Annotated in this window: 23 protein-coding genes; 8 read left to right on the top strand and 15 right to left on the bottom strand. The window is 25.2% G+C overall.

Annotated features, from left to right (window positions below; all coding sequences use genetic code 11):
- The first annotated feature begins 296 nt into the window (after window positions 1–296).
- The 6 genes from lepA (at window position 297) to RDY08_RS05190 (ending at window position 4,621) form a co-directional block, all read left to right on the top strand.
- Entirely contained in the window at window positions 297–2,093 is a 1,797-nt protein-coding gene (lepA, locus tag RDY08_RS05215) for a translation elongation factor 4 (protein ID WP_307905378.1), read from the top strand.
- 14 nt (window positions 2,094–2,107) lie between these two features.
- Window positions 2,108–2,437 carry a 6-pyruvoyl trahydropterin synthase family protein gene (locus tag RDY08_RS05210; protein ID WP_307905377.1) on the top strand — a complete coding sequence of 110 codons (330 nt, stop codon included), beginning with the start codon at window positions 2,108–2,110 and terminating at the stop codon, window positions 2,435–2,437.
- Window positions 2,427–3,020, top strand: a complete 594-nt coding sequence (locus RDY08_RS05205; RefSeq protein ID WP_307905376.1) for a 7-carboxy-7-deazaguanine synthase QueE — start codon at window positions 2,427–2,429, stop codon at window positions 3,018–3,020. Before RDY08_RS05210 ends, RDY08_RS05205 begins: the two co-directional genes overlap by 11 nt.
- A 166-nt stretch (window positions 3,021–3,186) precedes the next feature.
- A complete protein-coding gene (queC, locus tag RDY08_RS05200; protein ID WP_307905375.1) occupies window positions 3,187–3,858 on the top strand; it encodes a 7-cyano-7-deazaguanine synthase QueC in 672 nt (223 codons plus the stop codon).
- A gap of 181 nt (window positions 3,859–4,039) precedes the next feature.
- Window positions 4,040–4,426 (top strand): preQ(1) synthase, encoded by a 387-nt coding sequence (queF, locus tag RDY08_RS05195; RefSeq protein WP_307905374.1) that lies wholly within the window; start codon window positions 4,040–4,042, stop codon window positions 4,424–4,426.
- Window positions 4,427–4,468: 42 nt separating this feature from the next.
- The gene (locus RDY08_RS05190; RefSeq protein ID WP_307905373.1) at window positions 4,469–4,621 is read left to right on the top strand and encodes a hypothetical protein; all 153 of its coding nucleotides are present in this window, start codon (window positions 4,469–4,471) and stop codon (window positions 4,619–4,621) included.
- A 103-nt stretch (window positions 4,622–4,724) separates the two neighbouring features.
- Here the strand turns inward: RDY08_RS05190 and RDY08_RS05185 are convergent, their stop codons facing one another.
- From RDY08_RS05185 to aroF, 13 genes are all read right to left on the bottom strand, one after another.
- Window positions 4,725–6,269: a SpoIIE family protein phosphatase gene (locus tag RDY08_RS05185; RefSeq protein ID WP_307905372.1), complete on the bottom strand. Its 1,545-nt coding sequence runs from the start codon at window positions 6,267–6,269 to the stop codon at window positions 4,725–4,727.
- Window positions 6,270–6,274: 5 nt separating this feature from the next.
- Window positions 6,275–6,895: a hypothetical protein gene (locus RDY08_RS05180; protein ID WP_307905371.1), complete on the bottom strand. Its 621-nt coding sequence runs from the start codon at window positions 6,893–6,895 to the stop codon at window positions 6,275–6,277.
- Window positions 6,896–6,944: 49 nt separating this feature from the next.
- Entirely contained in the window at window positions 6,945–7,796 is an 852-nt protein-coding gene (gene dapF / locus RDY08_RS05175) for a diaminopimelate epimerase (RefSeq protein WP_307905370.1), read from the bottom strand.
- A gap of 46 nt (window positions 7,797–7,842) precedes the next feature.
- Complete coding sequence (locus RDY08_RS05170) at window positions 7,843–8,367, bottom strand: NUDIX hydrolase (RefSeq protein ID WP_307905369.1); 525 nt, start codon at window positions 8,365–8,367, stop codon at window positions 7,843–7,845.
- The gene (locus RDY08_RS05165; RefSeq protein ID WP_307905368.1) at window positions 8,360–8,734 is read right to left on the bottom strand and encodes a phage holin family protein; all 375 of its coding nucleotides are present in this window, start codon (window positions 8,732–8,734) and stop codon (window positions 8,360–8,362) included. The genes RDY08_RS05170 and RDY08_RS05165 overlap by 8 nt, the downstream gene beginning before the upstream one ends.
- Window positions 8,724–10,682 (bottom strand): amylo-alpha-1,6-glucosidase, encoded by a 1,959-nt coding sequence (locus tag RDY08_RS05160; protein ID WP_307905367.1) that lies wholly within the window; start codon window positions 10,680–10,682, stop codon window positions 8,724–8,726. Before RDY08_RS05160 ends, RDY08_RS05165 begins: the two co-directional genes overlap by 11 nt.
- A gap of 68 nt (window positions 10,683–10,750) precedes the next feature.
- Window positions 10,751–11,338 (bottom strand): pentapeptide repeat-containing protein, encoded by a 588-nt coding sequence (locus RDY08_RS05155; RefSeq protein ID WP_307905366.1) that lies wholly within the window; start codon window positions 11,336–11,338, stop codon window positions 10,751–10,753.
- Between the two features lie 12 nt (window positions 11,339–11,350).
- Window positions 11,351–12,109: a TrmH family RNA methyltransferase gene (locus RDY08_RS05150; RefSeq protein WP_307905365.1), complete on the bottom strand. Its 759-nt coding sequence runs from the start codon at window positions 12,107–12,109 to the stop codon at window positions 11,351–11,353.
- Entirely contained in the window at window positions 12,094–12,435 is a 342-nt protein-coding gene (locus RDY08_RS05145; protein ID WP_307905442.1) for a histidine triad nucleotide-binding protein, read from the bottom strand. Before RDY08_RS05145 ends, RDY08_RS05150 begins: the two co-directional genes overlap by 16 nt.
- Window positions 12,435–12,878, bottom strand: coding sequence for a ribose 5-phosphate isomerase B (gene rpiB, locus RDY08_RS05140; RefSeq protein ID WP_307905364.1), 444 nt, complete (start codon window positions 12,876–12,878; stop codon window positions 12,435–12,437). The genes RDY08_RS05145 and rpiB overlap by 1 nt, the downstream gene beginning before the upstream one ends.
- A gap of 55 nt (window positions 12,879–12,933) precedes the next feature.
- On the bottom strand, window positions 12,934–14,913 hold the full coding sequence (gene aroB / locus RDY08_RS05135) for a 3-dehydroquinate synthase (protein ID WP_307905363.1): 1,980 nt from the start codon (window positions 14,911–14,913) through the stop codon (window positions 12,934–12,936).
- A gap of 22 nt (window positions 14,914–14,935) precedes the next feature.
- The gene (locus tag RDY08_RS05130) at window positions 14,936–15,451 is read right to left on the bottom strand and encodes a shikimate kinase (protein WP_307905362.1); all 516 of its coding nucleotides are present in this window, start codon (window positions 15,449–15,451) and stop codon (window positions 14,936–14,938) included.
- 236 nt (window positions 15,452–15,687) lie between these two features.
- Window positions 15,688–16,704 (bottom strand): 3-deoxy-7-phosphoheptulonate synthase, encoded by a 1,017-nt coding sequence (gene aroF, locus RDY08_RS05125; protein ID WP_307905361.1) that lies wholly within the window; start codon window positions 16,702–16,704, stop codon window positions 15,688–15,690.
- 428 nt (window positions 16,705–17,132) lie between these two features.
- On the opposite strand from aroF, the gene earP reads away from it, so the two are divergent.
- Together earP and efp are read left to right on the top strand one after the other, a co-directional pair.
- Window positions 17,133–18,281, top strand: coding sequence for an elongation factor P maturation arginine rhamnosyltransferase EarP (earP, locus tag RDY08_RS05120; RefSeq protein ID WP_307905360.1), 1,149 nt, complete (start codon window positions 17,133–17,135; stop codon window positions 18,279–18,281).
- Window positions 18,282–18,344: 63 nt separating this feature from the next.
- Window positions 18,345–18,905: an elongation factor P gene (gene efp / locus RDY08_RS05115; RefSeq protein WP_307905359.1), complete on the top strand. Its 561-nt coding sequence runs from the start codon at window positions 18,345–18,347 to the stop codon at window positions 18,903–18,905.
- Between the two features lie 87 nt (window positions 18,906–18,992).
- On the opposite strand, the gene RDY08_RS05110 is transcribed toward efp, so the two are convergent.
- Both RDY08_RS05110 and RDY08_RS05105 read right to left on the bottom strand, forming a co-directional pair.
- Window positions 18,993–19,502: a flavodoxin family protein gene (locus tag RDY08_RS05110; protein ID WP_307905358.1), complete on the bottom strand. Its 510-nt coding sequence runs from the start codon at window positions 19,500–19,502 to the stop codon at window positions 18,993–18,995.
- Window positions 19,503–19,683: 181 nt separating this feature from the next.
- Window positions 19,684–20,262 (bottom strand): GNAT family N-acetyltransferase, encoded by a 579-nt coding sequence (locus RDY08_RS05105; RefSeq protein WP_307905357.1) that lies wholly within the window; start codon window positions 20,260–20,262, stop codon window positions 19,684–19,686.
- Window positions 20,263–20,293: the final 31 nt, after the last annotated feature.

The raw sequence follows: 20,293 nt of genomic DNA, 5'->3' as shown, positions 1-20,293 counted from the left end.
ACTATTGGGTAATTCATTATTTTACGCTATCAGTAGTTTGAGTTCAAAAAATATGTTAGTTCTAAGCTATAATAAAAAACTTATACTTTGCTCCTAATTTTTTTGAAATTTATTAAGAAGTGTGATATAATACAATGTATTTTACAGGATGTTAAAAAATAAATTATTTTAAGGAATGTTTAAAAAATAAGTTTCTAAATTTTGTTAAAAAATAATCAAACTGTTGTGTATTTAAAAATAAAATAGAAATGTTATTTTTAAGCCGTTCTTAATTTATTTATGAGGAGGAGAAATAATTGGGAAATAGTAGTAATAAAAGAAATTTTTCTATCATAGCTCATATTGATCACGGAAAATCAACATTAGCAGATAGAATCTTAGAGTATACAGGAACCGTTTCAAAGAGAGAAATGAAAGAACAACTTTTAGATAAAATGGACTTGGAAAGAGAAAAAGGAATAACTATAAAAGCACAGGCCGTAACACTATTTTATGATGCAAAAGATGGTAAAAACTACGAATTAAATTTAATAGATACTCCAGGACATGTGGATTTTATCTATGAAGTGTCAAGATCTCTTGCTGCTTGTGAAGGTGCTATATTAGTAGTGGATGCAACACAAGGGGTAGAAGCTCAAACATTAGCAAATGTTTATTTAGCTTTAGAAAATAATTTGGAAATTATACCTGTTATAAATAAAATTGATTTACCTAATGCAGATGTCGAAAAAGTTAAAAATGAAATTGAAGAAGTAATAGGATTAGATGCACAAGATGCAGTATTAACAAGCGCTAAAACAGGGATAGGAATTGTTGATTTACTTGAAGCTATTGTTAATAGAATTCCTGTACCTAAAGATAGTTCAAATGAGCCATTGAGAGGTTTAATATTCGATTCGCATTTTGATGATTATAGAGGTGTAGTTACTTATATTAGAGTTATGGATGGAGTCGTAAAAAAAGGGGATAAAATAAAAGTAATGTCTACAGGTAAAGAGTTTGATATTTTAGAAGTAGGAATTTTTTCACCTAATATGCATCCAACTTCTAAACTTGAGGCTGGAGATGTTGGATATATAATATCAGGAATAAAAAATATAAATGATACTAGAGTTGGAGATACTATTACACTAATTAAAAATCCTGCCACTGAACCTTTAGAAGGATATAGACAAGTTCAACCAATGGTCTTTGCTGGATTATATCCTCTTTCTACAGACGATTATGAAGATTTAAGAGACGCAATTTCAAAGCTGCAATTAAATGATGCTTCATTATTATTTGAGCCAGAAACTTCTTCAGTATTAGGCTTTGGGTTTAGAGTTGGATTTTTAGGACTTTTACATATGGAAATTATCATAGAAAGATTAAGAAGAGAACATAATATAGATCTTATTTCTACAGCTCCTAGTGTTATTTATAGAGTAACTATGGATTCTGGAGAGGTAATGGAAATTGATAATCCAATGAATTTACCTAAATTAGGTATAAAATATATTGAAGAACCTTTTGTAAAAGGAACAATTATTGTTCCAAAAGAATTTGTGGGAAATGTTATGGAACTATGCCAACAAAAAAGAGGGATTTATAAAAGTATGGAATATTTAGATGAAATGAGAACTATGATTAGTTATGAATTACCTCTAGCAGAAATAGTAATAGATTTTTATGATAAACTTAAATCAAGAACAAAGGGGTATGCTTCGTTTGAATATGAATTTATTGGATATAAAGAGTCAAAATTAGTAAAAGTAGATATATTGGTAAGTGAAAATATCGTTGATGCCTTTTCATTTATAGTTCATTCAGAAAATGCTTATTATAGAGGTAGAGCTATGGTTGAAAAATTAAAAGAGGTTATTCCAAGACAACAGTTTGAGGTACCAATACAAGCTGCTATGGGTAGTAGAATAATAGCAAGAGAAACAATTAGAGCAATGAGAAAAAATGTATTGGCTAAATGTTATGGGGGAGATATTTCAAGAAAAAGAAAATTATTAGAAAAACAAAAAGAGGGAAAAAAGAGAATGAAATCAATAGGAAACGTTGAAATACCACAAGAAGCATTCTTATCGGTTTTAAAATTAGATTAAAAGGAGTTGAAGGTATGTATTATGTAGAAAAAACATTAGAAATTTCTGCTAGTCACAAATTAAATTTAACATATGAAAGTAAGTGTGAAAATTTGCATGGGCACAATTGGATTATTACCATCTATTGTAAAAGTGCTGAATTAAATGAGGATGGAATGGTAATTGATTTTACTCATATTAAAAAATTAGTAAAAGAAAAAATGGATCATCATAATTTAAATGATATATTTGATTTTAATCCATCTGCTGAAAACATAGCAAATTGGATAGTAAATACAGTTCCAAAATGTTATAAAGCCAAAGTAAAAGAGAGCGAAGGGAATGTAGCTATTTATGAAGTATAAAATAAATGAAATATTTCAAAGCCTTCAAGGCGAAGGACATAATACAGGGAAAAATGTAGTTTTTGTAAGACTTTCTGGTTGTGATTTATCATGTGATTGGTGTGATACAAAATACCATGTTAATTTTACAGAAATGACCGAAAAGGATATTTTAGAAAAAGTAGAAAAAATAAGAGAGAATAAATCTGTGATTATAACTGGTGGAGAGCCAACTATACAAAATTTATTACCATTGTTAGAAGTATTAAAAAAAGAAGGATATTGGATAGGAATAGAAACAAATGGAAATAATTTGATAAAAGCAGAAAAAGAATATATTGATTATATATCTATGTCACCGAAAAGTAAAACTAAGTTGAAAAATGTGGATGAACTTAGAGTTGTAAATGATAATATAACAGTTGATGAATTAATAAACTATGAGAATGAAATTAATGCTAAATATTATTTTATATCTCCTTTAGATGATGGAGAAGATATTAATTATAAAAGTACCATTAAGTTGTTAGGGGAGATAAACGAAGTTAGTAAAAAACAATGGAGATTAAGTTTGCAAATGCACAAACTTTCTGGAATAGTTTAGGAATGGCTTAAAAATAACATTCCCATTTTGTTATAAAATACGCAATGTTTTAAGCGTTTTTATAACAAAATATAAGAACATTATTTTTTAAACGTTCCCTAAAAGTTGTCTGTTCTAAAAAGTTTGTATGAAAAATACCAAATTTATACAGGAGGGGATTATACTAATGAACAATAAAGTTATGGTTATTTTTAGTGGAGGACAAGATAGTACAGCATGCCTAGGATGGGCAAAAAATAGATATGATGAAGTGGTTGCAATTACATTTAATTATGGACAAAATCATAGTATTGAGATTGAACAATCAAAAATTATAGCTGAAAAATTAGGAGTGGAACAACATATAATTGATGTAAGTTTCTTTGGTGAAATTGTAGATAGTGCTTTAACACATAAAGGAAATGTTAATGAAAAACATCATACAAATACAAACTTGCCAGCAAGTTATGTTCCAAATAGAAATGCTTTTTTTATAACAATAGCTCATGCTGTTGCCCAAAAGATTGGGGCTAATACTTTGGTTACAGGTGTATGTGAAACTGATTATAGCGGTTACCCAGATTGCAGAAGAATATTTATAGATTCAATAGAGAAATCTTTAAATTTAGGTTCTGATTCAAATATAAAAATAGAAACACCTCTTATGTATATTGACAAAGCAGATACATTTAAATTAGCTGAAGATGAAGGGGTTTTAGATTTAGTTTTAAAATATAGTCATACTTGTTATAATGGAAGTGACAAAATGAATGAGTGGGGACGAGGATGTGGAGATTGTCCAGCTTGTAATTTAAGAAGAGCAGGATGGGAAGAATATAAAAAGAGATATAATAAATAGCTTTTTTTTAGCTATTTGCAAAGCTTTTCAGTTTGTAAAAGTCTATGGTAATAAATAAAAAAATAAGCTGTGCTTCATATGATAGTGTATAAATGTTTTTCAAAAAATTTTGTATGGTGTAGATTATTTCTTGAAAAAATTATATTTTAATAACAAATAAAAAAGAAAGGATTGATGAAAAATGGCAGTAGCAGAAGGAAAAAGTTTTAATTTTGAACCAGTAGAAAATATTAAGGCAGATTATTTAGAGGTGTTTGATTTTGATTCTAAAAATCAATATATAAAAACAGAAACAGATGAGTTTTCAGCAGTTTGTCCTTTTAGTGGACTTCCTGATTTAGCAAAACTTACAATTGAATATTATCCAGAAGGTGGAAAATGTATTGAATTGAAATCTTTAAAGTATTATATAACAAGTTTTAGAAATGTTGGTATTTTTCAAGAAGGAGCTACAAAACTAATATATGAGGATTTGAAAAAAGTCTTAAAGACAAATAGAATTAAAGTTTCAACTATTTATAATATTAGAGGTGGATTTTTAACTACTTGTGTAGAAGGAACTTTATAAGCTAATCTTTTATATAAATTATAGCTAAGGAGAAAAATATAAATGGAATTTTTTAGACAGTTAATAATAAAAATATTAGAAAGTAGTATTTTAGGAGAAAAAGAGAAAAAAATTTTAAAGCTTTTAAAAGATGGGCAGGATTTAAATTTTAAAGAAAAGCAAGAATTAGAAGAAATAATTGATAATATGATATAAATTATAATAGGATTATATAATTAGAGATAATATATAGTCCTATTATATAATTAAAAAAAGAAACATAAGATACATTATCGGACATAAATAATTAAAAAAAAGCCTATCGGCTAATTTTTTTTGTAAATATTATCTCAGTCCCCTTCCCTTCGTTAACATTAATTTGAAAATTGTCTGTTAATTTTTTACAAATATAAATTCCTCTTCCTCTTAATGCCGCTGAGTCAATAATATTTTCATTTAAATTCTTTAATATATTTTTATTGATTCCAATTCCATAATCTTTTATTTTTATTTGAAGAAAATCTTTACTAATTAGTTTAAAAGACATATCAATAATTCCAGTCCCATTTAGATATCCATGTTGTATAGAATTAGTAACCAATTCATTAATTGTAAAATTAAGATTAAATTCATCTTCATCATTTAGCTTTAAATAACTAAAAAGTTCTTTTAAAAATATTTTTAAATTTAATATTTCATGCGTGTTTGCAATTAAGTGATAACTAGCTTCTTTCTTTACAGATAAAATATTTTCTATTTTAATTCCTAAAATTGTTTTATCATCTAAAATTATTTCTTTATTATTTATATTATCCCACTTTAGAAAATTTAACACACTATTTTTAAGATTTTGTTCTTTTGATAAAAATTCTTTTATTTTTATTTTCAATACCTCTAAATCCTCATACAGTTCACTAATTCCATCTGTATATAAAAAAAGATAGTCTTGGTCTAAAAGCTGGACTTCATATTCCTGAAAGCGAGATTCATCTACAGCTCCTAAAAGTAAATCTCCATTTTCTACCTCTATTATATTTTCATCTCTAAAAATCAAAGGATATTCATGCCCTGCGTTGACATATTTCAAAGATAAAGTTTTAGTATTTAATTTTCCAATAAAACAAGTTGCACTCATTTTTATATTTGAGGAAAAAAGATTTCTATTAAGTTCATATAATATATTAGATAACGGTATCCTTTTTTCCACAAGAGTTCTAATTATACTAAGTAGCATAACCATAGCAATTGAAGATTTTAATCCTTTACCAGAGACATCGCCTATAACAAAAATTATCTCATCTTCTGATATATTTATTACATCATAAAAATCTCCTCCTACAAATTTGGCAGGTTTTGAAATAGCATACATTTCTAGATTTAGCCTATTAGGTAATATTTTTAATAAAATATTTTCTTGTATCTCTTTTGCTAGCTTTAATTCTTTTTCAATCTCTTTTTTCTTTATCATTTCTTTAGTTAATTTTATATTTTCGTTTAATAACTTTCTATACTCTATTGATTTATTTACAGTAAATTCAAACTCTGAATAATCTATTGGTTTTTTCAAATACGCATAAGCCCCATTATTAATAAGCCCTATTAATAGATCACTATCGTCAGAACCAGTTATAAACACAACAGTTGCAAATGAGTCTATTTTTTTTACTTTTTTTAACAATTCTAAGCCTGTTCCGTCAGGAAGTCCATTATCTGCAAGGATAATATCATATTTTTTATCTTTTAAAATATTAATAGCTTCTTTAAAAGAAAAAACAATATCAAAATTGTTAATACCCATTTTTTTTAAGAATTCTTCTAATAAAAAAGCTACATATTTTTCATCTTCTACTATTAATAATTTCAAGTAATTCACCTCTTATTCATATTGTTGTATACACTTTCTAAAAATAAAGTAACTAAAAATGGGTTATTCTTTTTATCAAAGTTATACATACAAAACAAAGTAACTTCTAATATTTTTAAATCTTCATCATCTACAGAATTAAATAAATCATAAATCTTTTTTTCAATCTTTATAAGAATTTTTTCTGTTATTGCAGTTGTTATTCCTTTTTCTATAAATTCCTGTAGATCACATTGTGGATTTTCTAAAATCATATTTTTTAATATTTCAGATGATTTTTTTATCTCTTTTTCATTTGGAATAGTTAAATTATATTTTTTTATAAAATAATTAAACTCTTTTAATATAGTTTCTATCTCTTCTTGAGTAAAAACTTCGCTTAATTTTGTTTTATAATTAGAAATATCTAGTAAAATTTTATTATTATCATATTCTTTTATTTTTAAGATTTTATTATTCTCTAAACTTTTCATATTTTTTAATATTTCGTTAGTATCCATTCCAATTTTATCTTTTAACTCATTAAGTGATACTAGAAAATTATTTTTTTCTTCACTTAAATCAAAATGAAGAGCGGTTTCTAAAATATTAAAAAAAGCCAATTCTTTAGAATTATTTTTTTCCATTTTATATCCCTTCTTTCTTTTTATCAAAAGAAGTAAAAAATTACTTCTTTTATATTTTTAAAATTCCATCAAAAACAAGTGTTGCTGGTCCTGTTTTAAATACATGATTGTTATTCTTATCTAATTCAATAGTAAGATCCCCACCTAATAAATGAATTAATACTTTATTGTCTGTAAAATTATTAAGAGTTGCTGCGACTAATGAAGCTGAAGCTCCTGTTCCACAAGCAAGTGTTTCTCCCGCACCTCTTTCCCAAACTCTCATATTCATTTCATTTCTAGAAATTATATTGATAAATTCCACATTTGTTTTTTCAGGAAATCTTTCGTGAGTTTCAACTTTTGGCCCTAAAGTCGAGACTGGAGCAGTTTTTATATCATCTACAAATATTATAGCATGTGGATTTCCCATAGAAACTGTAGTTACTTTAACCTCTTTACCATCTACATTTAAATTTTCTGAAATAGCTATTTCATTTTCTGATATAAAAGGAATATCTTTTGTTTTTAGTATAGGCTCACCCATATCAACTTTTACCGTGTCTACTAACCCGTCTTCTCCTATATTCACTTTTGGTATAATTGTTCCTGCTAAAGTATCAACTTTGAATTCTAATTTATTTATTATTCTATTATCATGTACATATTTTGCATAACATCTGATTCCATTCCCACACATTTCAGGCTCACTTCCGTCAGGATTAAAAATTCTAAACTTTATATCATGAGACTCACTATTTAATACTACTATTAATCCATCAGCACCAATTCCAAAATGTCTATCACAAACTCTTATTGATAAATCATTATAAGAAACTTTGTTTTCAACTAATTGTTCTCTATCATCAATTACTACAAAATCATTTCCTAACCCTTCCATTTTTGAAAATTTCAATTCCATATTTGTCCCTCCAATGTAATATACTATATTTATTTTTATTTCCTTCTTATTTTTTTAATTTATTTTTTAAAAAATTTAATGTTACTAATGTTTTTACATCTTTTAAGTCAAGCTCATCTACTTTTTCAATTGGATACTCTATTACATCAATGTATTCATCATGATCTAAATTTTGTTCTGTTTTTTCTAAATCAAATGCCTCAAAAACATAAATAATTTCATTAGTAAATCCAGGCGTTGTATAAAATTCAGTTAATTTTTTTAATTTTTTAGCTTTATACCCGCCTTCTTCTTCTAATTCTCTTATAGCAGCTTCCTCTGGAGTTTCTCCTTCATCAATTAGTCCAGCTGGCACTTCTATTAAATATTTGTCTGCTCCAGCTCTATACTGCTTTACTAAGATAACTTTATTTTCTTTCGTTACTGCTAAAACCGCTACAGCTCCACTAAAACCCATTTTTAAAATATCTCTTTTTATAATTTCATTATTTTCTAATTGTATTTCTAAATTTTGTAATTCAAAGACTCTTCCTGTATATGCTATATTTTTATCAACTATTTTTCTAGTCATTTATTTTCTCCTCCAAATTATTTATGAAATTATCTAATAAAAAACTTATAAAAGATAATAATATTGCCCCAAATAGGCCACTCCAAAAACTGGTTATTTCAAAACCTCTTACAAGTTGAGATGTAAATAATAAAATCATTCCATTTATTACAAAAGTAAAACTTCCCAGTGTTAATAGATTTAAAGGTAGAGTTAAAACTAAAAATATAGGTCTAATTACAGTGTTTAATACACCTAATAATATTGTAGAAATAACAAGTGGAAAAATTCCATTTATTTCAATCCCTTTTAATAAAAAAGCAGTTAATCCTAAAGCAACTAAATTTACTATAAATTTTATCAGAAGATTTTTATCGTTATTCTTCATTTAGTTCCTCCTTCATTACTCTAATTATTTCTGCAACTGACCATGCTTGAGCAAAACAACCTCTTGCAAGATTTGGACTATCTCCGTCAAATATTTCCGAAATATTATTTACACACCCTTCTTGATAAAAATGCTCGATTATTCCATCTAATAAAAGTTTTATTTTTTCTTTATCATTATAAACTTTATTATATGCAGTTATAAAATGACCTAATGGCCAGCTCCAAACAGTACCTTGATGATATGAAGAATCTCTTTCAAATAAGCTGCCTTTATAAATACCAATATATTTTTCATTATTTGAAGATAAACTTTTTAACCCATGAGGTGTATATAATTTATTTAAAACTAAATCAACTATTTGTTTTTCTTTTTCTTTTGATAAAACAGTATATGGCAAACTTACTGCAAATATTTGATTTGGTCTAATATCCTCATTTTTTATATTATTATTATCAATATAATCGTATAAGCAATTTGATTTTTCATTCCAAAAAACTTTTTCATAATTCTCTTCTACTTTTTTGCTATATAATTTATAAACATCATTATTTTTGTTAAACTTATCTGATAAATCTTCCATAATTTTCAAAGCATTATACCAAAGTGCATTTATTTCAACAGCTTTTCCATATCTAGGAGTTACTGCCCACCCTTTATAAGCTACATCCATCCATGTTAATTGTGTATTTTCATCCCCGCCAGAGATAAGTCCATCTTTTTCGTCTGCTTTTATATTATATCTTGTTCCATCTATGTGAAATTGAATAATATTTTTTAAAGCTGGATATATTTCATTTTTTATAAAGTCATACTCTTTTGTATATTCTAAAAATTTATAAACTGCATAAAAAATCCAAAGTGAAGCATCAATTGTATTATAATATAGTTCTTCACCTTCCCAATCTGGAAATTTATTTGGAAGCATACCTTTGTCACAATATTTAGCAAAAGTTTTTAAAATTGATTTTGCATCTTCAAATCTATTTGTAGAAAGTGTTAATCCAGGTAAAGCTATCATTGTATCTCTGCCCCAATCTCCAAACCAAGGATAACCAGCTAGAATAGTTTTTCCATTTGTACCTTTTCTATATACAATAAAAGAATCTGCGGCAACACTTAAATCTTGCAAAATATTATTATTTTTCGAAGTATCCTTTTTTAATTTTTCAATTCTTTTAATCTCTTTTTTATACAGTTCATCCAAATTAATATTATTAATTTTTTCATTAGAAACTACTATATAAATCTCATCATTTTCTTTCATTTTACAACTTATTTCTCCAATACTTACAGAAGAATCAAATGATTTATCTCCTCTTTCATCTTGTTCTATATCATATACAATATTATTTCTTAATTCCATATTTGTATTAAATTTATCTATTTTATTTGAATAAATATATATTGGAACATTATTATCTTCAATTTTTAATGATAAAAAATCTGGTTCTTTCTTTACACTATATTTTTCAATTTCGGTTGTGTTCATTTTATGAGTATCTCTATAATTGAAAAAAAGGTTGAATTTTGCATTAACAGTAGATTTAGAAGATACTTTTAATTTATATTTAACTATAACACTATTTTTACCAGTTATCATAAAAATTTCTTTCTCAAAAATATTTCCATTAACAGAATATTTGAATTTTGGAAAAGGATTTTGTTCAAAACTAAGTTGATATATATATCCTTTATTTATTTTTTCTGTATCTTCAAATATTTTATATGTAGAAATATCTATGCCATCTATATTTTCTTCTATTTTATGAAAATATAGATATCTATCTAACGGAGGTAATAAAGAACTAATTAAAAGTCCATGATATCTTCTAGCAAAATTACCATTAATACAGCCAGAACTGAATCCTCCAATTCCATTTGATACTAAAAATTCTCTATTAGTTCCTTCTTCATAATTCCCTAAAATTGATTTTCCAAATTTCAAATTATCCTCCATTTCTTTAATCGTGGTTAATTTTATTTAATATTTTTTCATTATTATTTAAAGATATCTTAATATATCTTTATATCAAAACTATTTAATAGCGATATAACTTCAGGAGAGCTAAATTTAGCTTTTTTTATTCTATTTTTTTCTATGTTTATATTATATTCTTTGGCATTTATAAAATTTGTTTTTGATAAATTGCTATCTTCAAAGATAGTTCCAGTTAATACAGAATTTTCAAAACTAGATTTTTCTAAATTAGATTCAATAAAGTCACATTCTAATATATCACAATTTTCAAATTTCATATCCTTTAATTGCAATCTCGAAAAATTACAATATTGTAAATAACATTTATCAAAATTCATATCAATAATAAAAGTATTGCAACTGTTAAAATGAATTCCTAACAATTTACAGTTTTTAAATTCTACTTCTACTATTTTAGTATTAACTACTTTAATTAAACTAAGATTACAATTTTCGAATATACAATTTTCAAAATTAGAATTACTAAAATCTGTATTAGAAAAATCACAGTTATTAAAATGACATTTAAAAAAATCTTTATTAGTCAAATCTAATTCTCTATTTTTTATATCTGAAAACTCAATTTCTGAATATTCATTATTTAAAAAATTATTTATTTCCATATATTACCTCTTTTATAATTTTTTCAATTCAATATACTTATACATTACAACTCCTACAGCGATACCAACATTTAATGATTCTGCACTACCATAAATAGGTATTATAACTTTTTCATTACTTTTATTTAATATTTTTTTTGATATTCCATTCCCTTCATTCCCAAAGACTATAGCATTTTTTTCTTTTAATCTCATCTGAGTATAATCAACACTGTCATCATCTAAAGCTGTAGAGATTATATTATAATTTTTTTCTTCTAAAAATGAAAAAAGTTCATCATAATTCATATAATGAAAATTAAGATTAAATATAGACCCCATACTGCTTCTAACTGTTTTTTCATTATAAACATCTACAGTTCCTTTTATTAAGATTAAACTTTTTAAACCTATTGCATCTAATGTCCTTATTATTGTTCCTAAATTTCCAGGATCTTGCACTTGGTCTAAAATGACAATATCACCTAAAATATTTTCTATATTAGGTGATGGATATTCATATACAAAAATAACGCCTTGAGAATTTTCTTGAGATGTTATTTCATCAAATAGAAAATCCTCAAAGATATATTTATTATTATAAGAAGAAAAATCAAATTTATTTTGCATGCTGTTTTTTAAAATTATATATTTAGGATTTTTATTAAGTTCAAATATCTTAAATCCTTCAGCTAAAAAAGCTCTTTCTTTTTCTCTATATTTTTTATCTTTTAATTTTTTTATTAATTTATAAAATTTATTTTCTTTACTCAAAATCACCCTGCTGGCCATTGAAATTTCCTTCCGCCCATTAAATGAAAATGGATATGAAAAACTTCCTGTCCTGCATCTCTATTGCAATTTGCCACAACTCTGTATCCTGTTTTAGAAATACCTTTTTCTTTTGCTAAATTAGCAATTACAGCATAGATTTCACCTATTATTTTTGAATTTTCATTATTAATATCATTTAAAGTTTCAATATGCTTTTTAGGAATTACTAAAATATGCACAGGTGCTTTTGGATTAATATCTTCAAACGCTAAGATATTATTATCTTCATAAACAATTTTAGCTGGAATTTCTTTATTTACTATTTTACAAAACAGACACATAATTATCCCTCCTGTTCAATTTTATGAATTTTATCAATTCTTCTTTGATGTCTTCCACCTTCAAATTCTGTATTTAAATATGTCTCAACCATTTCAATAGCTAATCCTTTTCCAATAATTCTTCCACCCATAGCTAATATATTTGCGTTATTATGTTGTTTACACATTCTAGCAGTATATATATCATGGCATAATGCTGCTCTAATACCCTTTACTTTATTTGCAGCAATTGAGATACCTATTCCAGAACCACACATAATTATTCCTAAATCTGCTTCTCCGTTCATTATTTTTAATCCTGCATTTTTACCGTAATCAGGATAATCTACTGATTCTTCTGAATTTGTTCCTATATCTAAAATATCATAACCTTTTCCTAATAAATAACTTTTTATAAAATCTTTTAATTCAAGTCCTCCGTGATCCGATGCCATTACTATTCTCATTTTTGTATCCTCCTCATATTTTTTTAAGAACGTTTAAGCCGTTCTTTACTTATTTTTAACGAGTTTTATCTAAAATCATTCCTTCTAAAATATCGTTATCAGAAACTTCAATTGATTCTTGTGAAAAGAACTCTAAAATTGTTTTTAATAAAAATGTTCCTGCAACAATTACGTCAGCTCTTTTTTCTTCTAATCCTACTACATTTTTTCTATTCTCTATTGATAAATTTGATAACATCTCAAAATTATTTGAAATATCTGTATACTTTAAATTATATCCATTTACTTCATCTGAATTATATTCAGCCATAGCTTTTAAAATTGTTACTTGCGTTGTAATAGTTCCTGCAACTCCAATAAGTTTAAATTTTTTATCTTTTAATTCTTTAATTGTTTCTAATTCATTAAATATCCATTTTTTACATTCATTTAAATTATCATAAATATCACTTTTAAAAAATTTTTCTTTAATTCTAACTGAGCCTATATTTAAACTTTTAATAAACTTTACACCAGTTTTATTATTTCCATAGATAAATTCGGTACTTCCGCCACCAATATCCACAACTATAATATCAGACTTATATCCAGAACTTAAAACTCCTTTAAAAGAGTAATTTCCTTCTACTTCTCCAGAAACAACATCAACTTTTACTCCTGCCACATCTAAAGCTGCTTTTAAAAAATCATCTTTATTTAAAGCATCCCTTGCAGCACTTGTTGCAATTGTTTTTAAGCTTGTAACACCATAGCTATCAGATATATTTTTATACTCCTTAAGAACATTAACTGTTCTTTCAATAGCTTTATTTTCTAACAAATTAGTTTTATCTACATTTTCTCCTAATCTTGTAATATTAATCAATTTTAAAAATTTATTTAAAATATTATTTTCATATACTTCTCCAATAAATAATCTAACACTATTTGTTCCAATATCAATAACACCTTTTACATCAGCGCCATTTATCTTTTCATAAACTTCTTTAACTTGTTCTTCTGTAATAGCTATTATCTCTGCAGTTCCTATAGATGTTGGTAAAACAAATATTAATTTTCCATCTTTTACTTTTTTATCATGTTTTAATATTTGAAGCACTTTATTAAAATTAAACTTTGGAATAATTATATCCATCCCAAATTTATCGAATATTTCTTCAATTTCTGTGACAATACTTTCGTTAACTCCTCTTATTTTTTTTGCTAAATAAGTTGCAAACATTATCCCAAATACAACAGCTTCTCCATGTCTATAAACTTTATATTGTGTTAAATTTTCAACTACATGTCCATAAGTATGTCCATAATTTAATATAGCTCTAATCCCTTGCTCTTTTTCATCTTCTGATACAACTTCTGCTTTTATCTCACATGATTTTTTAATCATTTCAATTATATATTTAGATTCCAAATTTAATATTTTATCAGAATTTTCTTTTAAAAATTTGAAGTAATCTTTATCTTTAATAATAGCATGTTTTATAATTTCTGCTAATCCAGTTTTTATTTCTCTTAATGGTAAACTCTTCAAAACAGCAATATCAATAAACACAAGCTTTGGTTGATAAAAACTACCGATTAAATTTTTACCTTTCGGATGATTTACAGCTACTTTTCCTCCAATACTTGCATCTACTTGAGCTAATAGGGATGTTGGTATTTGGATAAAGTCAATTCCTCTCATAAATGTAGCAGCAACATATCCTGTTAAATCACAAACTACTCCTCCACCTAAAGAGATTATTAAACTACTTCTATCAAAATTATTTTCTATCATATAATCATATATTGGAAGAACTGTATCTAGCTTTTTATATTCTTCCCCATCTGGAATTTCAAAATAATGAAGTTCTATTGATTCATCATTTAAAGCTTTTTTTACTTTGTTTATATAAATTGGTCCAACAGTATCATTTGATACAATTAATATTTTTTTGTAATTTTTAGGCAAATATTTTTTCAAGTCCTTTAAAGTGTTTTCACCTAATAAAATTTCATAATTATTATTTACTACATTAACATTTATTCTTTTCATAAAGGACACCTCTTTCGATTAATTAAACTGTTTTAAAATAATTTTCTTTAATTATTTCAAAAATTTCATTTACTGTTTTATTATCTGTTTCTATTTCAATATCTTTAAATCTTTCATAATTTAATTTTCTTTCTATTAACATTTTATTTATTTTTTCTTTTGGATTTTCTACATTTAATAATGGCCTATCTGAATTTTTGCTAACCCTTTCATAAATTGTATCTGCATTTGCTTTTAATAAAACCACCATTCCAGTTTTTTTCAAGTTATTTATATTTTCATCACGTAATACAATTCCACCACCAGTAGAAATTATTTTATTATTAAGTTTTGAAACTTCTTTTGCAATCTTGCTTTCTAAATCTCTAAAATATTTTTCTCCAAAATTTTCAAAGATATCTTTGATACTCATTTTAATATTTTTTTCAATTAAAAGGTCTGTATCAATAAATTCCATTTTAAGCTCTTTTGAAAGAATTTTCCCTATTGTGCTTTTTCCTGTTCCCATATATCCAATTAATACAATATTTTTTTTCATAATTCCTCCAATTTCAAAAGATTAATTTTTATAGAAATAGATTAATTTTTATAGAAATAGATTAAAAATATATTCCCATTTTGTTTTAAACTTTTATGGTATTATATCATATATGGGTAAAGCTTTCAATGAAAATTACAGAATATTTAACAGTAAAAATATAGAATATAATTAGAGTTTTAAATGTATTAAAAAAGGAGCTACGTATTATTTCGCAGCTCCTTTCCTGAATCTATTTATGATAATTTTCTACCCTCAAATTCTAAATATTTTTTCATTTTTGACATTAACTCATCAAATTCATGAAATCTAAGTGATTGAGGTCCGTCAGATAGTGCATTTTCTGGTGAAGGATGGACTTCTATCATTGACCCATCAGCACCAGCTACAAGACCTGCAAGAGCTATTGGCCCAACATGAGACCTTCTACCAGTTCCATGACTAGAATCAATAATTATAGGTAAATGCGACAACTCTTTTACAGATGGTATTATATTTATATCAACTGTATTTCTTGTATAAGTTTCAAATGTTCTAATTCCTCTTTCACATAATATTACATTTTTATTTCCAGATGCAATTATATATTCAGCAGCCATTAATAAATCTTTTACAGTTGCAGCCATTCCTCTTTTTAACATAACAGGTTTATCAGTTTTTCCTAATTCTTTTAAAAGAGTGAAGTTTTGCATATTTCTTGCCCCAACTTGAAATATATCTGCATATTTATCAATAAGTTCAATATCTCTTGCATCCATTACTTCTGTAATAACAGCCATATTATATTCTATTGCAGCTTCTTTTAAATATTTTAATCCCTCTTCTCCAAGTCCTTGAAAATCATATGGGCTAGTTCTTGGTTTGAATGCTCCACCTCTCAAGATAGAAGCTCCAGCTTCTTTTACTCTTTTTGCAGTTTCAAAAAGCATATCTCTATTTTCAACAGAACAAGGTCCTGCCATAACTACAAAATTTCCGCCACCTATTTTAATTCCGTTTACATCTATTATTGTATCTTCTTGTTTAAATTCACGACTAGCAAATTTAAATGGTTTTGCTATTGATTTTACCTCTTCAACTCCTTCATACGGATTAACTGGATGAGCTCTTAATATATTTTCATCTCCAATTACACCTATTATTGTCTTTTCTTGACCATAAATAGGATGAGCTTTTAATCCTAAGCTTTCAACCCTTTCAATAACTTTTTTTATTTGTTCTTCTGTTGCATTATTTTTCATTACTATAACCATATCTGACATCCCCTTTATAAATTTGTATTTAAGAAATAATACACTAATTAGCTTTCTTTGTCAAGGAGAAAATAAGATTTAGATATAAGTTAGTTAATTTTGTATTAAATAAATTCACCATTTTTGTTTTATGCACAAATATCATCTTGAAGAACATAGAATTTTATTATTCTTGTGAGAATAATAATTGTGATAATTATTGCTATTATTACTATAATTGATACAAGCTTTTGCTTTTTTAATAATTTCTTCGGTTTCATTTAAGTAGTTATCCTAATAGTATTCTCATATAATTCAATATATATTTTTATTGAATTATATCTATTAATACCAATAAATTTACGTTATATCTGTAAATATCATTTTTTCATTTGTATTTAATTAACTTTTTTGATATAATTGTATTAATAAGTTTTAGGAGAGATATTATGTTTAATATAGATATATTTTGTGATGTTATTGATAATTATGGAGATATTGGTGTTGTTTATAGATTAGCAAAGAATATTCATCAAATCAATAAAAATATACTTATTAACATTTATATTAATAAATATACAGAAGTAAAAAAATTAGTTGAAAATTTTGATTCCAATTTAATAATTAATAATTTTGAAAATTTAAATATTATAAATATCGAAAGAGTAAGTCAAAACAGTTTTAAATACAATGCTTCTAAAGTTATTATTGAAGCTTTTGGAACAGAGATTCCTGATTTTTTCAAAAAAAGTATATCTGAAAATGCAAAGTTAATTATAAATTTAGAATATCTATCTGGTGAAACTTGGATTGAAGGTTTTCATAAAAAAAAATCTATATCCTATTATGAAGGTATTGAAAAATATTTTTTTATGCCAGGTTTTACTGAAAAAAGTGGTGGAATTATATTAGATTATGATTATCTTTCAATGATTAAATCAATTAATTCTTCAAAAGAAAAATATTTTAATAATTTTTTTAAAGAAAAAAACATTAATTGTATTTATAATAAGAGTAATCTTTATATTTCAATTTTTACTTATGAATTTAATTTTAAGAGTATGATAAAATCATTGTCAAAAGTTAATAAAAATATTTATATATTTTTATGTGGAGAAAAAACGCAGAAAAGTTTTGACTTTATATTGAAAGAGATTAAAATATATAAAAATATACATATTCTATATATGCCTTTTTTTATACAAAAGGATTATGATTATTTAATAAATTTAATGGATTTTAATTTTGTAAGAGGTGAAGAATCTCTTGCAAGAGCTACAATTTCAGGTATTCCATTTTTATGGCATATTTATAAACAAGAAGAGTATATTCATTTGGATAAATTAAATTCTTTTTTAGATAGAATGAGTGAAAATATTGATATAAATGCAGATATTTTTAAAAAATATAAAGATATTTCTATTTCTACTAATAATATTTTGAAAGATGAAATTGAAAATAATTTTGAAATAAATTTTGATGATTTATTTAATATTATATTAGATAATAGCTCTTTTTTTAAAAAATTTAGTGAATATTTAATAAAAAAATGTGATTTAACAAAACAATTGATAGAATTTATCAATGAAAAAATTTAATATTACTTTTCCTAATATAGATTAGGAATTAATATAAACAATATTTTAAGGAGGATTAATTTAATGAAAAACGCAAAAGAAATAAGAGCTGGAAATATAATCAAGATAGGAAATGATGTTTTCATAGTACAAAAAGCAGAGTTTAGTAAATCAGGTCGTAGTTCAGCAGTTGTAAAATTTAAGTTTAAAAATTTATTGACAAATGCAAAATCAGAAACAGTTTTGAAAGCTGCAGATAAAGTTGATGATATTATTCTTGATAAACAAAAAATGGTATACATTTACGAAAATGGTGGACAATATGCATTTCAAAATCAAGAAACTTGGGAAGAACTTAATTTAACAAAAGAAGATTTAGGAGATGCTTTAAAATATTTAGAAGAAAATATGGAAATATTAGTAGTCTTTTATGAAGGTAGAGCAGTAGGTATCGAAATGCCAACTACATTAGATAGAGAAGTTGTATATACAGAACCAGGATTAAAAGGAGATACTACAGGTAGAGCATTAAAATCTGCTGAATTAAGTACTGGACATGAAATAATGGTTCCACTATTTATAAATCAAGGTGATATAATTAGAATAGATACAAGAACTGATGAATATTTAGAGAGAGCAAAATAAAACAGAAAAACTTCCCTTAATGAGGGAAGTTTTTTTAATATAAAATTATATATTTAATTTAGAAAAATATTTATGTTTTACGAACTTTTATTTTATGTTTCCAAACAATTCTAATGTTTTCCTTGCTATCCTATTTCCAAATATTTTTGCACGTTCTTTTTGATAATCATCTCCATCTTTTATAGCAACAACTCCTAAATGAATATATGGATTTCCTAAAGCAGATCCACCAGAATATATTAACATTCCTTTTACCATTAAATGATTTATTAAAGTTAATAATGCAGTATCTGCTCCCCCACCTATATGATTTTCAGTTGCAAATACAGCTCCTAATTTTCCTTCTAAATTATAGCCCTGCGATTCATCAAACCATTTTTTCATTTGCCAAGAAATATTAGCATAATAAGTTGGAGTACCAAAAATTATTGCTTTTGCTTCTTTAATATAATTAGGATCTAATTCTTCTAAAGACATAGATTTTACTTCAATGTTTTCTATTTCTTCTAATCCTATTTTTATTGTTTCTGCGACTAATTTTGTATTATTCCCTTTGCTATAATAAATAATAGCAATTTTTATAGTTTTCTTTTCCATTTTGACCTTCTTTCTTAATGTGATTTTTTTTATTGGTTAGTAAAGTATAAATTTATTCAGAAAATAAGCTATACCGTTTTTTTGAAATATGTGATTTTTTAAAGCAAAATTTTTCAGAAATAAAAAATTCAGAAAAATATTTATGCTCTACTAGATGAAGCGTAGCTTATTTTTTTATTGGTTAATTATTTAAACTTTTATTTTTAAAGATATCTCTTTTTAGAATTGAATACATTTCAACATCTATATATTCTCCTTCGTTATTTTTAATAGAGTCTCTTATTCTCCCTTCATATGTCATTCCTGCTTTTAACATTACTTTTCCAGAAGCTATATTTTTTAAATCGTGTTTTCCTTTAATTCCTACGAATCCAACATCTAATATTAAGTAATCAATTACTTTTTTTAATGCCTCTGTTACAATTCCCTTATTCCAATATTTTTTACTTATGCAATAACCTATTTCACACATTTCATCCTCTAAATCTATTTTTACAACAGATATATTACCAATTACTTTGCCATATTCTTTAGGAACGATAGCCCAATTATATACATCTGTACTTTTATATGAATTTATCCATTCCTTTAATATTTCATTTGTTACTTCAATTTTTTTATGAGGTAACCATGTCAAATATTTTGTTACATCTTCATCATTTGCCCAATTATTAAACATATTTTCTGAATCTTCTAGTTTAAATCTTCTTAAATATAATCTCTCAGTATCAAGATCTTTTGTTCCTTTTTGTATTAGCATTTGTCCTCCTCCAATTTTTAAATTTTATCCC

This window comes from Haliovirga abyssi (genome assembly GCF_030295325.1).
GTDB lineage: Bacteria > Fusobacteriota > Fusobacteriia > Fusobacteriales > Haliovirgaceae > Haliovirga > Haliovirga abyssi.
The sequence above is the reverse complement of the archived record's forward strand: the minus strand, read 5'-3'. Positions and strand labels throughout refer to the sequence as shown.